Annotated in this window: 16 protein-coding genes and 1 riboswitch; of the genes, 12 read left to right on the plus strand and 4 right to left on the minus strand. The window is 44.0% G+C overall.

Features of this window, described 5'->3' with window-relative positions:
• From AB4232_RS04105 to AB4232_RS04155, 11 genes are read left to right on the plus strand one after another with little or no spacing between them, the layout of a single operon-like run.
• Positions 1 to 1,320, plus strand: a complete 1,320-nt coding sequence (locus AB4232_RS04105) for a type II and III secretion system protein family protein (protein WP_372086327.1) — start codon at positions 1 to 3, stop codon at positions 1,318 to 1,320.
• Complete coding sequence (locus AB4232_RS04110; RefSeq protein ID WP_372086329.1) at positions 1,317 to 1,835, plus strand: hypothetical protein; 519 nt, start codon at positions 1,317 to 1,319, stop codon at positions 1,833 to 1,835. The genes AB4232_RS04105 and AB4232_RS04110 overlap by 4 nt, the downstream gene beginning before the upstream one ends.
• A gap of 24 nt (positions 1,836 to 1,859) precedes the next feature.
• Entirely contained in the window at positions 1,860 to 3,083 is a 1,224-nt protein-coding gene (locus AB4232_RS04115; RefSeq protein WP_372086331.1) for a P-loop NTPase, read from the plus strand.
• A 9-nt stretch (positions 3,084 to 3,092) separates the two neighbouring features.
• Positions 3,093 to 4,376, plus strand: a complete 1,284-nt coding sequence (locus AB4232_RS04120) for a CpaF family protein (protein WP_012602948.1) — start codon at positions 3,093 to 3,095, stop codon at positions 4,374 to 4,376.
• Between the two features lie 9 nt (positions 4,377 to 4,385).
• Positions 4,386 to 5,306: a type II secretion system F family protein gene (locus AB4232_RS04125; protein WP_017096598.1), complete on the plus strand. Its 921-nt coding sequence runs from the start codon at positions 4,386 to 4,388 to the stop codon at positions 5,304 to 5,306.
• Entirely contained in the window at positions 5,306 to 6,211 is a 906-nt protein-coding gene (locus AB4232_RS04130; RefSeq protein ID WP_009848150.1) for a type II secretion system F family protein, read from the plus strand. The genes AB4232_RS04125 and AB4232_RS04130 overlap by 1 nt, the downstream gene beginning before the upstream one ends.
• A complete protein-coding gene (locus tag AB4232_RS04135; RefSeq protein WP_372086333.1) occupies positions 6,204 to 6,986 on the plus strand; it encodes a tetratricopeptide repeat protein in 783 nt (260 codons plus the stop codon). The genes AB4232_RS04130 and AB4232_RS04135 overlap by 8 nt, the downstream gene beginning before the upstream one ends.
• Positions 6,976 to 7,461 carry a TadE/TadG family type IV pilus assembly protein gene (locus AB4232_RS04140; RefSeq protein WP_009848152.1) on the plus strand — a complete coding sequence of 162 codons (486 nt, stop codon included), beginning with the start codon at positions 6,976 to 6,978 and terminating at the stop codon, positions 7,459 to 7,461. Before AB4232_RS04135 ends, AB4232_RS04140 begins: the two co-directional genes overlap by 11 nt.
• Entirely contained in the window at positions 7,436 to 8,014 is a 579-nt protein-coding gene (gene tadF, locus AB4232_RS04145) for a tight adherence pilus pseudopilin TadF (protein WP_009848153.1), read from the plus strand. The genes AB4232_RS04140 and tadF overlap by 26 nt, the downstream gene beginning before the upstream one ends.
• Positions 8,015 to 8,030: 16 nt before the next feature.
• Positions 8,031 to 9,338, plus strand: coding sequence for a hypothetical protein (locus tag AB4232_RS04150; RefSeq protein ID WP_372086335.1), 1,308 nt, complete (start codon positions 8,031 to 8,033; stop codon positions 9,336 to 9,338).
• Positions 9,339 to 9,387: 49 nt separating this feature from the next.
• A complete protein-coding gene (locus AB4232_RS04155) occupies positions 9,388 to 10,029 on the plus strand; it encodes an OmpA family protein (RefSeq protein ID WP_135385723.1) in 642 nt (213 codons plus the stop codon).
• A 15-nt stretch (positions 10,030 to 10,044) separates the two neighbouring features.
• Here AB4232_RS04155 and AB4232_RS04160 read toward each other — a convergent pair whose 3' ends face one another.
• From AB4232_RS04160 to glyQ, 4 genes are all read right to left on the minus strand, one after another.
• Positions 10,045 to 11,427: an ATP-binding protein gene (locus AB4232_RS04160; protein ID WP_372086337.1), complete on the minus strand. Its 1,383-nt coding sequence runs from the start codon at positions 11,425 to 11,427 to the stop codon at positions 10,045 to 10,047.
• Between the two features lies 1 nt (position 11,428).
• On the minus strand, positions 11,429 to 12,109 hold the full coding sequence (locus AB4232_RS04165) for a response regulator (RefSeq protein ID WP_372086339.1): 681 nt from the start codon (positions 12,107 to 12,109) through the stop codon (positions 11,429 to 11,431).
• A gap of 110 nt (positions 12,110 to 12,219) precedes the next feature.
• Positions 12,220 to 14,286: a glycine--tRNA ligase subunit beta gene (gene glyS / locus AB4232_RS04170; RefSeq protein ID WP_372086341.1), complete on the minus strand. Its 2,067-nt coding sequence runs from the start codon at positions 14,284 to 14,286 to the stop codon at positions 12,220 to 12,222.
• A 2-nt stretch (positions 14,287 to 14,288) separates the two neighbouring features.
• Entirely contained in the window at positions 14,289 to 15,206 is a 918-nt protein-coding gene (gene glyQ / locus AB4232_RS04175) for a glycine--tRNA ligase subunit alpha (protein ID WP_372086342.1), read from the minus strand.
• A 210-nt stretch (positions 15,207 to 15,416) separates the two neighbouring features.
• Positions 15,417 to 15,592, plus strand: a riboswitch (yybP-ykoY riboswitch).
• A 34-nt stretch (positions 15,593 to 15,626) separates the two neighbouring features.
• Here glyQ and AB4232_RS04180 point away from each other — a divergent pair.
• Positions 15,627 to 15,980: TMEM165/GDT1 family protein (locus tag AB4232_RS04180; protein WP_372086344.1), on the plus strand; the 354-nt coding region annotated here is incomplete at its 3' end.

A 15,980-nucleotide genomic window follows, 5' to 3' on the forward strand; every position in this document is an offset into this window, starting at 1 on the left:
ATGAAAACAACAATGTTGACTTTAGTATTGGTTCTGCTGCTTCCATTCGAGGTTTTGGCTCAAGGCTCGACTAATTTAGCTCAGGGAGAAGCTAAAACCTTTTCGATTCGAGGGGAAATCGCTTCTGTTTTTATCTCAGGGAAGAATATTGCAGATTACCAAGTGATTGATAGTAATAAGGTCGTGGTGTTTGGGAAGAACATAGGATCTGCCTCGTTTATCGCATTTGATGCGAAAGGACGTGAATTATTTAACCGCTTATTGTTGGTGAATAAAAGTTATCGCGAAATAGAGCAACAAATTGATGTGTTATTTCCCGATGCGGAAGTGTTTGTAGCAGGCATCGGTGAGAACGTTGTTCTGAGTGGTGTCGTCGCTAATGAACAGGAAAAGGATAACATTCACCAGTTGGTGGGTGAGCTTTTGGGGAAAACAGCGAACTCAACCTCTTTTCAAATGAGTGATGAAGAGAGTGACGACATTGATGTGGGTTTTATGACTCAACTTAATTACGCAGGCGTCGTGAATAATATCGAAATATCAGCGACTAAGCAGGTGAACGTTAAGTTGACCATTGCAGAGGTATCACACTCTTTTATGCAAGACTTCGGCATCAAGATGGGCAGCAATGGTACGCCCGGCATCTTCGTGGATCAACTTACTCATTTTAGTGCTAGCGATATTGTCTCTGTTATTTCAGCTTTAGGTACCGATAGCGTTGGTCAAGTTCTAGCTGAACCTAATTTGTCGGTGATTTCAGGTGAGAAAGCGAGTTTCTTAGTGGGTGGAGAACTGCCCGTTGTGACGGTTATAGATGGTGCAACCAACGTTGAATATAAGGAATTCGGTGTGCGACTGGAATTACTGGCCAAGGTGCTTCGAGATGACAAAATTAAGCTCGCACTGACACCAGAGGTTAGCTCCCTAGATGGTAGCTACAGCAGTGACAATTTTGATTTACCAGCGTTGAGAACACGACGCGCCCAAACCACAGTGGAGCTTGGGGATGGACAAAGCTTCGTTCTTGGTGGGTTGCTGAACAGTGAAGAGAAAGAGTCACTGACTCGAATTCCCTATATTGGTGACATACCCATCATCGGTGCTTTGTTTCGCCATACAGGAACCGAGCGTAATAAAACCGAGTTAGTCATTGTCGCGACCGTTAATTTAGTTCAACCAGTTAAAGCGGAGCAGATCCAGTTACCGACGATGAAAAAGACCAGCACGCTTAAGCGCTTTTTTGGATTAGGCAGTGACTATGAACAATCACAACAAAAGTGGGCTGATGAAATTTTGTCTGCTGGAGGGTTTAGCCAATGAAATCATTGATGGTTACTTTGTTTACCGCCGTCATTATTACAGGGTGTGTCGACCGTATCTCGGAGCCTCGCGGAACGGAAATTGAAGTTTTTCCCGTGACTTATCAACTTAAACTACGCTCTGACCAACCCGAGTTAGTGGCCAGAAAAGTGAATGAGTTTATCTTGGATTACCCTAAAAATGTAAAGGCTGCGCAATGGCAAATACACACCAAAGGGAACGGGAGTCAGGCGCTTTATAAAGAGGTTGTGAGCCAGTTAATCCAAGCTGGTGTTATGTCGAGTCAGATTGAATACAGTCAAATAGGTTATAGCCCAAATGAGCATAACTCAAACGCATCAGATCCGTTACCACTAGAGAGTCGCTTTGACTTAAGTCTTTCAGTCACAACATATAAGACCAAACTAGAAATTTGCCACCAGGAACGGGTCGGCGAGTATGGGAATGGAAGCTTAGGGTGCAATGTGGACACGAGCCGTTGGCAGTCAATGGTCAACCCGCACAAAGCAATCTAATTACTAACTGTTAGAGAATTTCAGATGTTTGATTTAGTGAATAAACTAAACAGTGCGGAACCTAAAAAATCGGAGAAACAGAATCGTTGTGCGATGCTTTTCCAAACCGAGATATGCCGCGACTTCATCCAAAAAGCGTTCAGATTTGAAGGGTTGATTGAGCCTAGCTCGTTCGCCAGCCAAGACACAAATGTGACTAGATTAGAGCAATACCCAGATGTTGAAGTGGTATTTGTTGAATTAAATCAAAGCCAAGATATTGTCGCTGATGCTCAGTTATTGACTCATACCTTACCTCCTCATGTGTCAGTGATCATTATTGGCGGTGAAGATACCATATCCATCATTCGAGCCTTAAGACAGTTGGGTTTCTATTACTTGTTTTGGCCAGCGGGTGAAGCGGAAACGATCGATTTTTATCACAACGTTTCCCGTAACCACGCAGCACAACAAGGCGTGAGTACAAATCGTAAAGCCAAGCAAATAGCAGTCATGGGCGTGAAAGGTGGGGTCGGTACTTCACTAGTCGCGTGTGAGATATCTCGCCGTTTGGCCAAGCATCAAAATGCGAGTACTTTGCTAGTCGACTATACCTACACTGGCAGCAATATTGACGTGATGTTAGGGCTTAAGAAGTTTACTAAGCGCAGTGTTCAAAAAGGCACCCTTACTACAGGAGTGGATAATGATATCGCGACAAGCTTGGTACAAAATATTGAAAAAAATTTGTCACTTCTTGCGGTGGAATCAGATGAGTTTGGCCGTGATGAGTTATTCCAATACACCCAGTCTTTAAAGAAGCAGATGATTTCAAGTCATGCTTTTGTCGTGGAAGACTATTCTCACACTGCGACAACCAATGAAGAGTTTAGACAAGCGGTGGGGAAACTAGATGCTTTAGTCTTGGTATTTGATGCAACAGTATCGTCATTAAGAGAGCTGAATCGAATTCGTTCTGAAATCGATGTGCATTATCCCAACCTTGTCGTACTGACGGTAATGAACCGCTCTCGACCACATAACGCAGCGTCAATTAGTGAGGCGGATGTAGTTAAGTATTTTGGTCGAGAGGCAGACGCGAATTTAGTGTTTGATTTCAAAGCTAATCAATACCTACTTCAAGGTGAGTTGCTTAGTGAATCACGTTCTGAAATGAAATACGGACTGCAAACGTTAGTTGCCTTATTGATGGGAGAGAAAGTTGCGGAAAAAACAGCATTTTCATTCTTCCAGTGGTTAAAACGGTAAGGGGACGATATGGAACATGCACAGCGCATTTATTTACAACTGCGTAAGCAGATATTTGATGCACTTGATGCCAGTGTTATTGAAAGCTTACCGCGTCTAGAGTTAGAAGCTCAGTTAGCTAGCGCGGTTGATATGCTAGTGAGTCGAGATCAGTTATCTATTTCATCACTGGCAAAATCAGAATATGTCACCAGCATGGTACATGAGTTAGTTGGCCTCGGGCCTTTGCAGGTGTTGATGGATGATGACTCGATCACCGACATCATGATCAATGGCCCACAACAGGTTTATATTGAGCGTCATGGCTTAGTCGAGAAAGCACCTGTTCGATTTATCGATGAGAAGCAGTTGCTTGATATTGCTAAGCGCATCGCTAGTCGTGTTGGGCGCAGGGTCGATGAGTCTTCTCCTACTTGTGATGCCCGGTTAGATGATGGTAGCCGTGTGAATATTGTCATTCCTCCTATCACATTGGAAGGGACGTCAATCTCGATTCGTAAGTTTCAAAAGCAAAGTATTGGTTTTGAAGAATTAGTTGAGTTTGGGTCTCTTACTCCCGATATGGCAGGTTTACTTCAATTAGCTGCACGTTGCCGACTCAATATTCTTGTATCTGGTGGCACGGGATCGGGAAAAACAACGTTACTTAATGCTTTATCACAGCATATATCAGAGGGTGAACGAACCGTCACTATTGAAGATACCGCTGAGTTAAGGCTTCAGCAGTCACATGTTGTTCGAATGGAAACTCGTCATGAGGGCATTGAAGGGACGGGGGCTATTACCGCTCGAGATTTAGTGATTAATTCACTGCGAATGCGCCCAGACCGAATTATTGTGGGTGAATGCCGTGGTGGTGAAGCGTTTGAAATGCTGCAAGCCATGAATACTGGGCACGATGGTTCAATGTCTACGTTGCACGCCAATACACCACGAGATGCTTTGGCTCGTGTCGAATCAATGGTGATGATGGCGACCAATAATTTGCCCTTAGAAGCGATCCGCCGCTCAATTGTAAGCGCGGTCGATTTAGTCGTTCAGGTCAGCCGATTGCATGATGGTTCTCGAAAGATCATGAATATCACTGAAGTGGTCGGTATTGAGGGAAGCAACGTGGTGTTAGAAGAGTTGTTCTCTTTCCAAACTTCACCTCACAGCCCTGATGGTCGCATTCGAGGTAGTTATGTGACATCTGGTGTTATGGCTCGTTCTGCGCTTTATGAAAAAGCCCGTTTCTTTGGTGTAGAGCAGAAGTTAACTCAAGTGATTGAGTCTATGACACTCAATCAATAGGAGTGAGACATGTATTGGTTGATTATTTTGGGTGGGGCAATACTCATGATTGTCGCGCTTAAGCCGAATAGAGCTCCTTCTGTTGATGAGTATTTATCACAGCAAGCGAAAGGTAATCTGAAAAGCGATCTGAGTTTTACGCAACAAGCGGTTAATTTTGCCAGTCTTTCTGATCGTAACTTCAAACAGAAACTTCATGTGCGTTGGGATAACTTACAGCGCCAACTTGGAAAAATGGCATTAGGTAAGGTCGTCATTTTTTCTGTTGTAGCACTGCTTGCGATCGGCACTCTTAATCAAATGTCACTGCGCTTACCTTGGTTCGAAATTTTGCCTTTGACTCTCATTACCGCTTGGTTTTTGGGTTATCTCCATTTACAGAAACGAGAGAAAAAACGCTTTGAAGAAACCTTCCCTGATGCGTTGAACATGCTGGCAAGTTCCCTTAGTGCGGGTGAAAGCATAGGGCGAGGCATTGGGTATGTAGGGAAGAAACTTGAAGGTGAGGTAGGTAAAGAGTTTAAGCTGATGAGCGAGCGCCTCAATTTAGGCGAGCCGATTGATGATGTGTTTCGTAAATCTTGTCGTCGCTTTCCGTATCCGTCGTTTCATTTTTTTGTCATTACCTTGCGAGCTAACATGCAAAGAGGGGGGCAATTAAAAGAGGTGATGTCACGTCTGAATCGACAAATGTTCGAAGCGAGAGCTGTAGAAAGAAAAAAGTTTGCTCTTACTTCAGAGGCTCGTATCTCCGCAAAAATTGTAGGAGCAACACCATTCTTCTTTCTGTTTATTTTGCAGTTTCTTAGTCCTGAAAATTTTGAGTTCGTAATGCACCACCCAGAAGGGAGACCGATTCTTTACTACCTCATCACAAGTGAAAGTATCGGCATGCTGATCATCTGGGCGTTAATGAAAAAGGTGAAGTAATGGCTTCTTCAATAAACTTCTCGAACGTTGGGTTATTTTTCGCCTGGGCCGGCGTAGCATTTGGCTTGTTGCTCATATTTTATTGGTTAGTCGTGTGTACTCAGAAAAAACACCGTATAGCAGCCTTAGCGAAACATCATCGATTGGCCGATCAGTCAAAAGAGGCAGAAATAAAACTGAATCGTTGGTTGACGCCCATGTCGACTATTTTCGTCACCTCCGAAAGTGATATTACAGTGCGCTTTGCTAATGCTGGCGTGAGTGACATCCGGTGGGCTCAATGGTTTATGCCACTGAAGTACAGTGCGTTGTTTATCGGGCAAGTGGTTGTTGCAGGCGTGTGTTGGTTTATTGAGGTTTCGTCTGAATCATGGATCGCGATAGCTGCGGGGTGGGCTATGGTGGTTATTGTGATGCCTGACCTAGTCTTGAGCTCGATGGCTAAAAACCGTCAACGTCGAATCTCTCGTCAAATGCCGTATCTGATTGACCTAATGGCGATTTGCGTCCAAACCGGCATGACAATCGAAGCATCAATGAAATACCTCTCCATTGAAATGAAAAGCTTTGATAAAGAGCTTTCTAGCTTGTTGGAGGTGACAAACCAACGGGCTCGTTTGGTCGGAATGGAAAATGCCTTAGAGGAGTTGTATCGCAAGGTTCCATCACCAGAAGTTCGTAGTTTTGTGATGACGCTGACGCAGAGCATTCAACATGGATCCTCGATTTATAACGTGTTAACGACGTTGGCAGGCGATATTCGAGAAGTGCAAATGCTAGAGCTGGAAGAAGAAATAGGGAAGTTAGCTGCCAAGATGTCGATTCCACTGATCGTGTTTATCTTGATCCCAATTGTATTCGTAATTGCCGCTCCGGGGGTAATGAGGATGATGCTTAATGTTTAAGAAAATAATCGCGCTAACGTTAGTTTTAATGTTGGCGGCATGCAGTTCAACTCAAGCGAGTTGGCAGAAAGATGAGTCAAAAGAGGCTATCTATCAAAAAACACATAATTACGTTCAGTTAACCCGTTTGTATAAAAATCAGCTGCAGCAATACGACGCTGATGAAGTGAGAGAAAAACTCTCGAATACATATTTAGCTATGGGCGATGCTGAGTCGGCTCTGTTTTACATTGCCCCTGTTACTCAAAAACCACAACCCAGTGTGAACAGTTTATTGATGCAAGCGAAAGCATACGGTGAATTAGGTCAGTACCCAGCAGCGATCAGTAGTGCTAAACAAGTATTAGTGGAAAATGCTACACATGCGGCAGCCGAGAATTTACTGGGAACGTTTTATGGTTACAGCTATCAGTTTGATCTATCTCGTCGGTATTTTGAACGCGCGCGCGAGCATTTTTATGACTCGGTATCAGTGAATAATAATTTGGCTGTGCTCGATATTACGCAAGAGCATTATCAAGCAGCTATGGAGCGTTTATTACCATTGTATAAGCGCGGTCAGATGAACGAACAGATGATGGCAAACTTGACGTTGAGTATGACTAAGTTGGGCCACTACCCGTTTGTCGAAAGTGTGTTGAGTGAAAGATACAGCAAGCACCAAATCCAAAAAATTTATCAGGCGTTGCGCCACCACACTCCTTATTCATTAGAGAGCCAAACGCTGGCAGTCAGTGGTCTTTCGTTATCGGAGGAGGCGGGTAATGCGATATAAGCAAAAGGGTGTCGCGAGCATAGAGTTTGCGGTGGGCTTTTTTGCTTTTTGGTTGATGTGTATGGCGTGGGTTGAGATGAGCTATATCTCGTACATTTCGGCGATCAACGACTTGGCGGTTTCAGAGGTGGCTCGCACAGCTAAAAAGGGCTCAGGAAATTATCTCGATACGGTAGATAAGGTTTTGCACCGAGAAGGCAGTATCTGGAATCAGGTTGTTAATGGCGACAATTTTCAAGTCACGATTCACTACTCTAAAAACCTGAGTGAGTTAGCTAGTATTACAGACCAATGCAGTATTTCTGGTAGTCAAAAATTTAAAGAGTGTGGTGATGCTGATAACGCAGCGCTTGCCATTTATCGAATTAACTACCGTTTTTCACCTATCTTTAGCTACTTCTTCACGACTCAGAATTTAATGAGCAGAGAGATGATTGTTGTGCAGGAATATGAAAGGTCAAAATTTGAAATTTAGAACCCTAAAGCATGGGAATTTGAAGAGTAAGCAGCAGGGGGTTTTTAGTATTGAGTTTGCCATGGTCGCTGTATTTTTCAGCTTATTGATTGCTTTCAGTGGTGACGTGATCATCAAGCTTTCATTGAAAGGAAAACTCGATCGACTCTCTTATTCACTGGTCAATGTACTTAAAGAGAGAACCCAACTTTATGATACTGATTATCAGCTTACAACTAAAGAAGTCGATGATATCGATATCATTGCTCAGCATTCCTTACTGCGTACCTTTGGTCATTTTGAACGGGAACACTATGGGTTGTTGGTGGAAGAGTTGAGCTTCAAACAAGTGGGTACACCCAACCCCGCGATCAGTGAAAAACGCGGTGTTGTTGCCTGCAGAATAAAGCAAACCATTGATTCATTAGAGTCCATGACGGTAGTGACTAACCGAGGTCGAGAAATGCCCCTGTACCGAGTGACGGTTTGTTATGAATCGGATAATTGGATTGGTGGTATTTTGGGGCGTGAGTTTACTCACGTGATGTCTGATTCTGTCGTGATCGGCAGGTAGAGCGAAGAGAAAGGTTATGAAACACGCTATGCGTAAGCAGTCTGGCCATGCAGCTATGCTGTTTGCCATTATGATCCCAGCTTTGTTTGGAGTGTTTATGCTTGGTTCTGATGGTGCCCGCGCATTACAAACCAAAGCTCGATTAGAGGAAGCTTCAGAAGCGGCTGTTCTAGCGGTATCAGCAAAAGATGAGCAAGACCACCAATTGGCGGAGCGCTATATTCAGCATTATCTATATGACATGGACTCGATCCTAGATATTGAAGTTAAGAAGCTAGGGTGTGATGAAATGCCTGAATGTATTGCTGCTACGGAAAGAGGCGAAGCACGCTACTTTGAATATCGTGTTGCGGGTCAAACACTGCACAAGTCCTGGTTTCCTGGTAACGATGTGATTTCTGGCTTTGGTGATAGCTTCAATGTGACGGGATCATCGAAAGCACGACGCTATCAAAGCCAGCCGATAGACATTACTTTTATCGTCGATTTTTCAGAATCTATGAATGACTCGTGGAGTGGTGGTCGGCATTCTAAGCTAAATGATCTGAAAGACATTATTGAAGATGTGGCTGATGAACTCGGCGCGTATAACGATCTATATCCAGAGCACCCTCATCGGGTTGCACTTACCGGTTTTAATCGCCGAACCATCAATAAAGATAAGAATGATAACTTAGTAGTTCGCGATCAGCGGGTAGTTTCAAGAGAAGGTGAATACGATAAAGACGATACGGTGAATTTTAACAAAACGATAGCTCAACAATTTATCGTTAAAGGAGAAGCCTCGCGTGTGCCTAATGGCGATGATGATGCACGGTTCTACGACCTCTATTTTACCACCGATTTTTCATCCTTCACTAAAAAGGTCAAGAAATTCAAAGCTGGGGGAGGCACTGCTTCACTGCAAGGCATTATTCGTGCAGGGCAAATTGTGACTTCAATGTCGAAGAACCAAAAGCAGCTGATCATTATTCTGTCTGATGGGGAAGATTGGAATCACTACGCAGGGCAAACCAATAAGCTTGTGTCGAAAGGTATGTGTAGCAACATTCTCAATATGGTCAACGGCGGCAAAGTTTCGGCAGATAATACGCATGATGACATAGAGGTAATTGGCGGGGTAAGCCAAGGAATGATGACACCTGATGGTGAACGAATGAACGCGCGCATGGCTGTGATTGGTTTCGATTATGAACTTAATAAAAACGTGGGTCTGCGTAATTGCGTTGGCCGAGATAATGTTTATAAGGCTGAAAACAAGGAAGACATTCTCAATAAAATTTTGGGATTAATTACGGAAGAAGTGGGTCACTTGGCGCAATAGAGGTATGTGACATCCTTTTTATTAACTGAATATTATTAAGAGAGCAAAAATGAAAACGCTTATATCTGTTATGTCTTTATTTACTCTGTCGTTTTCTATACTGGCAGCCCCTTTAAAACCAGATACCAACGAACTACTTTATCATTACTGCCATATGGGCGACTCTGAACTTGAGAAGACGGTAACGATCGGTCAGGGGAAGAAAGTGATGTATCACCAAGGCCCGTTCATGCAAGTGAACGCAAGCACAGCTAATCAAGCGATTAAAAATCTGATTCAAGATAAGTTAACTCAAGTATCAGAAAGTGCTGATTGCGCACAATACTTACTGAGTCGAACTAAATTTGTAGAAGGTAAGTTGGCTCGTGAGGTGTTGGCTCGCGTGACTTTTGATTTCGATGACGATGAACTGAATCAAAAATCTCGTTATTTATTGTTAAACCTTATAGCTAAACTTGAACATCAAACTCCCGAATTTATCGTCACGGGGAATACCGACTCAAAAGGTAGTGATAGTTACAACTTAAGCTTAGGCTTGCAGCGCTCGAATGCTGTTGTTGGGTATTTGAAAGAGCAAGGCGTAAATATTGAAGACCTGACAGTGAGTTCACAAGGTGAGGCGAACCCAGTGCAGAGTAACGAGACTGAATCCGGTCGCCATAACAATCGCAGGGTTGATATTCACTCTTAACCCTGCCCTACAAATTTAACTTGTTGGGAGCAGTATTTTTAAAACGACACCCACGGATGGGTTATCTGATTGCTCGAACCAGATTGTCCCTTTGTAGCTATGGAGTATCTCATCACATAGCGCCAAACCTAATCCTGTACCATGGGTCTTCTGATCGGCTCTTACGCCACGTTGAAATAAGGTTTGGCTGATCGAGTTATCTATTACTGGCCCATCATTATAGATCTCAATCAGGATCTGCTGTTCGCTTTGAGTGGCTTTGAATTCGATAGAGGTTTGTGCGAACCGATAAGTATTTTCTAATAGGTTACCGAGCACTTCCATAAGATCATCTTTATTAAGAGGCACGGTCTGTTGGTCGTCAAACTGAGTGATGAATTGGATCTTTTTGTCGGCATGGATTTTCGTAAACATGCCTACTAGGCTGTCGAGGATTGGTTTTATCGGTGTCGATGAAGTCGTTATACCTTTAACGCCTAGCGAAGCCCTTTTGAGTTGTGCCTGAATTAAGCTATCCATTTCTAACAGTTGTTGGTTGATTTGGTCATTCTTTGTTTTGGATGAGTCTTCATCAAGCAATGCTTGAGAAACTGTCACGCGAGTCTTCAAACTATGGGCGAGATCATTGAGAGAACGCTTATAACGCTCCTGATTTTCTTTTTGTTGGTATAGCAATTCGTTCAATGCACTGGTGACGCTATGTAAATCTTCAGGGTATGACTGGGCTAATTGGTTTTGTTTACCCTGCTTTATGTCATTCAGTTCATTCTCTAGTCGAGTAAACGGCGCAAAACTAATACGATAAAAAATCAAAAGTAGAGCACTGATCAAAGCAAGCGCAACCACTAACACTCCAACCGCGGTGTATTTTAACTGATGTATGGGTTCTATTTTCTCTTCGACCCTTTGGGTAAAGATAACTCTGCCATCTTTTTTTTCCTGGAAACCTTTCCAGAGAATTGTGTGGACAATAAAAGCGGCGCCATTCGGTCTTTCAACCAAACGAATAGTATCTATGGGGAAATTTAGATCATGACAGAGCTCGCTAACTTGAGATTGGCTGACGCCTATCTCTGATAGCAGCTTAGCTCGTCTTTCAATATTTACTGATGTCCATACTTGTTGATTGTTGTGATCACATAGAGTGACGCTAGTGTTGGGAGACTCTTTCGCATAGAACCTATCCCACTCCGTCAATGGCGGTATTTCCCCAGAAGACAGCAGTTCATTGATTACAGCAGGCAATTCTCGAAGGGTATTTTTCGAGTAGTACTCAAAAAGTTGGTGTTTTTGAGTGTTGTAGTAGAACCAGGCGCTGGTGAGTACCATTGAAATCATAATGGAAGCAGCAACGGCGAATGTCCGACGTCTGAACTGAGTTTTGTACAGTCTTTTCATACTACTTAGCTTCTAGTTCAAAGCGATAACCTTGCCCGCGAATGGTGCTGATCAGCTTAGCTTGAGTGTATTGCGTTAACTTTTTACGTAAGCGTGAAACGATAACCTCAATATTGTTTAGCTGAACATTTTCACCCTGCGCATAAAGGGAGTCTGCGATTTGTTGCTTAGATACGATTTGTAAGCAATGGCGAATTAAGTACTCGAATATTTGAAATTCTAAGGCTGTAAGTTCAATCAGAGCACCATCGTAACTGATACGTTTGGCTTGAGTGTCTAAGGTGAGCGATTGCGCTTTGATTTGGGAAGCGGAAAACCCTTGATTGCGACGAACAAGCGCCTCAAGGCGAGCGTGTAGCTCTTCAAATTGGAAGGGCTTGGTAAGGTAATCATCAGCCCCGGAATTAAGCCCTTCTACTTTATCTTGCCAGTTGCCACGTGCGGTTAAGATTAATATTGGGACTGCAATTTCTTTACGACGTATTTGCTTGATCAGCGTAATGCCATCAAAGTCAGGGAGGCCAAGGTCAATGATCATTACATCTGTATTGGACTGTTTTTGAATCGTTTGTAAACACGCAGAAGCTGTTCTATCTGCATGGACAGTATGCCCTTGCTCACTGAGCTGAGAAGATAGGTGGTGATTCAATATTTCATTATCTTCAACCAAAACAACCAGCATGTAATATCCCTATCTACAATAATATTCAACCAGATAGATCTTACACTAGCTTTGGATAAAAAAAAGGGAGAAGCCAAAGCTTCCCCCTTAATATTTATTCCAAATTGGTTTTACTTCTGTAGTAAAGAAATATCAGCAATCTGTAGGAACAGGTTACGTAGGTTGTTCAGTAGCGTTAGACGGTTTTTCTTAAGCGCTTCATCATCAGCCATTACCATTACGTTATCGAAGAATGCATCAACTGGTTCACGTAGGTCAGCAAGTTTGCTTAGGGCTTCTTGGTAGTTACCTGTTGCGAATGCTGGTTCTAGTGCTTCCGTCATTACTTCAACGTTTTCAGCCAGCGCTTTCTCTGCGTCTTCTTGAAGAAGCGCTAGATCGATTTCAGCGGGTAGATCGCCATCGAATTTCGCGAGGATGTTACCTACACGCTTGTTCGCTGCTGCTAGTGCTTCTGCTGCTTCCAGTTCACGGAAGTGAGAAACCGCTTTAACACGTTGGTCAAAGTCTGCTGGCTTAGTTGGACGACGTGCTAGTACCGCTTGGATGATATCAACACTGAAACCAGCATCTTGGTACCATGCGCGGAAACGACCTAGCATGAAGTCGATAACGTCAGCTTCTACGTTGTCGTTAGTTAGCTTGTCGCCTAGTAGCTCTTTCGCTTTACCGATCAAATCGGTTAGGTCTAGGTTGTAGCCGTTTTCAACGATGATACGTAGCACACCGAGTGATGCACGACGTAGCGCGAATGGGTCAGAACCTTTTGGAGCTTGGCCAATACCGAAGATACCTACGATAGTGTCTAGCTTGTCTGCCATTGCTACTGCAGATGAAATACCAGTGCTTGGCAGTGTGTCACCCGCGAAACGAGGCATGTACTGCTCGTAAAGTGCCAGTGCTACTTGCTCGTCTTCACCATCGTGAGTCGCGTAGTGCATGCCCATCACACCTTGAGTATCCGTAAATTCGAATACCATAGATGTCATTAGGTCACACTTAGCCAATAGGCCTGCACGCTTAGATTTTTCAACGTCAGCATCGATTTGCTCAGCAATGTAGCCAGCAAGCTCTGTGATGCGATCGGTTTTGTCTTTGATAGTACCTAATTGCTTCTGGAAGATAGCTTGGTCTAGTTCAGCAAGACGGTCGATAAGCGGACGCTTACGGTCTGTATTGAAGAAGAACTCAGCATCAGCAAGACGTGGACGTACAACCTTCTCGTTACCTTCGATAACGTGACGAGGCTCTTTAGACTCGATGTTCGAAACGAAGATGAAGTTTGGCAGAAGATTCTTATCAGCGTCATACACTGGGAAGTACTTCTGGTCGCCTTTCATGGTGTAAACCAAAGCTTCAGAAGGCACTTTTAGGAACTCTTGCTCAAACTTAGCAGTAAGCACCACTGGCCATTCAACCAAAGAGGTAACTTCTTCAACAAGGTCATCTTCTAGGTCAGCAATACCACCAACCGCGTCTGCTGCTTTTTTAGCATCAGCAAGAATGATCGCTTTACGCGCATCGTAATCTGCCATTACTTTACCGCGCTCTTCTAAGATCGCAGGGTATTGGTCAGCAGAGTCGATTGTGAACTCTTGTTCGCCCATGAAACGGTGGCCACGGATAGTACGAGCAGAAGCTACGCCTAGGATTTTGCCTTCAACAAGCTCATCACCTAGTAGTACTGTCAGTGTTTTCACTGGACGGATAAATTGAATGTCTGAGTTACCCCAGCGCATTGCTTTAGGGATTGGTAGGCCAGCTAGTGCTTTCGCTGCAATGTCCATCACCAATTCTTGAACAGGTTTGCCAGCTACTTCCTGTTTGAAAAGAAGCCACTCGCCTTTGTCTGTTTTCAGGCGGTCAGCTTGCTCAACAGTAATACCGTTACCACGAGCCCAACCTTGTGCAGCTTTAGTCGCGTTGCCTTCAGCATCGAATGCTACAGAAATTGCAGGACCGCGCTTCTCAACGACTTTGTCTGCTTGGCCTTCAGCCAGTGCCGTCACTTTAAGTGCTAGACGACGAGGTGCTGCGTACCACTTGATGCCTTCGTGAGAAAGTTCAGCCGTTTTAAGACCTGCTTCAAAGTTAGAAGCAAAGGCTTCAGCTAGTGAACGAAGTGCCGTTGGTGGAAGCTCTTCCGTACCCAGTTCAATTAGAAAATTCTTCGCCATGATTATTTACCTTCCTTCTTACACATTGGGAAGCCAAGTGCTTCACGTGACGCGTAGTACGCTTCTGCAACAGCTTTAGTCAGGTTGCGGATACGAAGGATGTAACGTTGACGCTCTGTTACAGAGATAGCTTTGCGCGCATCAAGGATGTTGAATGCGTGACCTGCTTTTAGAATGCGTTCGTAAGCTGGAAGCGGCAGTGGCTTCTCAAGCTCAAGTAGCTCTTCACACTCTTTTTCGCACTGGTCGAAGAAAGTGAATAGGAAATCTACGTCTGCGTGCTCGAAGTTGTATGTTGATTGCTCAACTTCGTTTTGGTGGAAGATGTCACCGTAAGTCACGTTAGAACCGTCTGGTGCTACGTTCCATACAAGGTCGTAAACAGAGTCTACTTCTTGGATGTACATTGCTAGACGCTCGATACCGTAAGTGATCTCACCCGTTACAGGCTTACACTCAAGACCGCCAACTTGTTGGAAGTAAGTGAATTGAGTCACTTCCATACCGTTTAGCCATACTTCCCAACCAAGACCCCATGCGCCTAGCGTTGGGTTTTCCCAGTTGTCTTCTACGAAGCGAATATCGTGAACAAGTGGGTCGACACCAAGAACTTCAAGCGAGCCTAAGTACAACTCCTGGATGTTATCTGGAGAAGGTTTTAGGGCTACTTGGAATTGATAGTAGTGCTGCAGGCGGTTCGGGTTTTCACCGTAACGACCATCGGTCGGACGACGAGAAGGTTGAACGTATGCCGTAGACATTGGCTCTGGGCCAAGTGCACGTAGACATGTCATTGGGTGAGAGGTGCCAGCACCTACTTCCATATCTAGTGGTTGAACAATGGTACAACCGTTTTGTGCCCAGTAATCCTGCAGCGCGAGGATCATTCCCTGGAAGGTTTTGATATCGTATTTTTGCATAGTCAGGTTCGCGCGATTCTTTTAAATGAATGATAAAAATAACTTCTGAGTATACCGAGATATTGGTAAAGCGAGTAGGGGTAATCTTGTTTAATTAGTGGTCTAAAATGTCGTTTAGTGGATTTTTTTGCCTTTAATGTTTGTTTTTCGGCACAAGTGGATATTTTGATAAGTTTGACACTTGTATTTGAAAGCGTGGGTGATTAAAATCTCGCGGTCTTTGGGGAGTAGCTTACTTATTCATATCCTATTGAATGAGTTCGTTCGTCAACATAATTGATGCAAAATCATCATGGCGTTCGAGGCAACCACCACCTTGGTGGCGCTTAGCAAGACCTTAGACAAGCATCGTGAACCGGGATGGGGCGCGAGGTTTGTCTTTGGTTAAATATAATAATCCTCATCCCAAATGAGCATGTCGTGAGCGTTTTAGCAATTTCAATTACAACTGTCGCCTTAGCCGAGATCGGTGATAAGACTCAGTTGTTATCCCTTTTATTAGCCAGCCGATATCGAAAACCGCTACCTATTATTGCGGCTATTTTCTTTGCCACCATTGCCAACCATGCCCTTGCTGCGTGGCTAGGTGTTGTGGTCGCTGATTATTTATCTCCTGAAGTACTTAAGTGGGTGCTGGTGGTCAGTTTCATTGCGATGGCAGGCTGGATTCTGATTCCGGATAAATTAGATGACGATGAACAGATCTCGAACCGAGGGCCGTTTGTCGCCAGTTTTATCGCTTTCTTCATTGCTGAGATCGGTGATAAGACTCAG

Origin of the sequence: Vibrio sp. 10N.286.46.A8, from assembly GCF_041470165.1 — a bacterium.
In the GTDB taxonomy this organism is placed as follows: Bacteria; Pseudomonadota; Gammaproteobacteria; order Enterobacterales; family Vibrionaceae; genus Vibrio; species Vibrio tasmaniensis_A.

Bases quoted from the DNA above. Each gene is read 5' to 3' on its own strand.
- AB4232_RS04105 (WP_372086327.1), top strand. From the start codon at position 1: ATGAAAACAACAATGTTGACTTTAGTATTGGTTCTGCTGCTTCCATTC.
- AB4232_RS04110 (WP_372086329.1), top strand. From the start codon at position 1,317: ATGAAATCATTGATGGTTACTTTGTTTACCGCCGTCATTATTACAGGG.
- AB4232_RS04115 (WP_372086331.1), top strand. From the start codon at position 1,860: ATGTTTGATTTAGTGAATAAACTAAACAGTGCGGAACCTAAAAAATCG.
- AB4232_RS04120 (WP_012602948.1), top strand. From the start codon at position 3,093: ATGGAACATGCACAGCGCATTTATTTACAACTGCGTAAGCAGATATTT.
- AB4232_RS04125 (WP_017096598.1), top strand. From the start codon at position 4,386: ATGTATTGGTTGATTATTTTGGGTGGGGCAATACTCATGATTGTCGCG.
- AB4232_RS04130 (WP_009848150.1), top strand. From the start codon at position 5,306: ATGGCTTCTTCAATAAACTTCTCGAACGTTGGGTTATTTTTCGCCTGG.
- AB4232_RS04135 (WP_372086333.1), top strand. From the start codon at position 6,204: ATGTTTAAGAAAATAATCGCGCTAACGTTAGTTTTAATGTTGGCGGCA.
- AB4232_RS04140 (WP_009848152.1), top strand. From the start codon at position 6,976: ATGCGATATAAGCAAAAGGGTGTCGCGAGCATAGAGTTTGCGGTGGGC.
- tadF (WP_009848153.1), top strand. From the start codon at position 7,436: ATGAAAGGTCAAAATTTGAAATTTAGAACCCTAAAGCATGGGAATTTG.
- AB4232_RS04150 (WP_372086335.1), top strand. From the start codon at position 8,031: ATGAAACACGCTATGCGTAAGCAGTCTGGCCATGCAGCTATGCTGTTT.
- AB4232_RS04155 (WP_135385723.1), top strand. From the start codon at position 9,388: ATGAAAACGCTTATATCTGTTATGTCTTTATTTACTCTGTCGTTTTCT.
- AB4232_RS04160 (WP_372086337.1), bottom strand. From the start codon at position 11,427: ATGAAAAGACTGTACAAAACTCAGTTCAGACGTCGGACATTCGCCGTT.
- AB4232_RS04165 (WP_372086339.1), bottom strand. From the start codon at position 12,109: ATGCTGGTTGTTTTGGTTGAAGATAATGAAATATTGAATCACCACCTA.
- glyS (WP_372086341.1), bottom strand. From the start codon at position 14,286: ATGGCGAAGAATTTTCTAATTGAACTGGGTACGGAAGAGCTTCCACCA.
- glyQ (WP_372086342.1), bottom strand. From the start codon at position 15,206: ATGCAAAAATACGATATCAAAACCTTCCAGGGAATGATCCTCGCGCTG.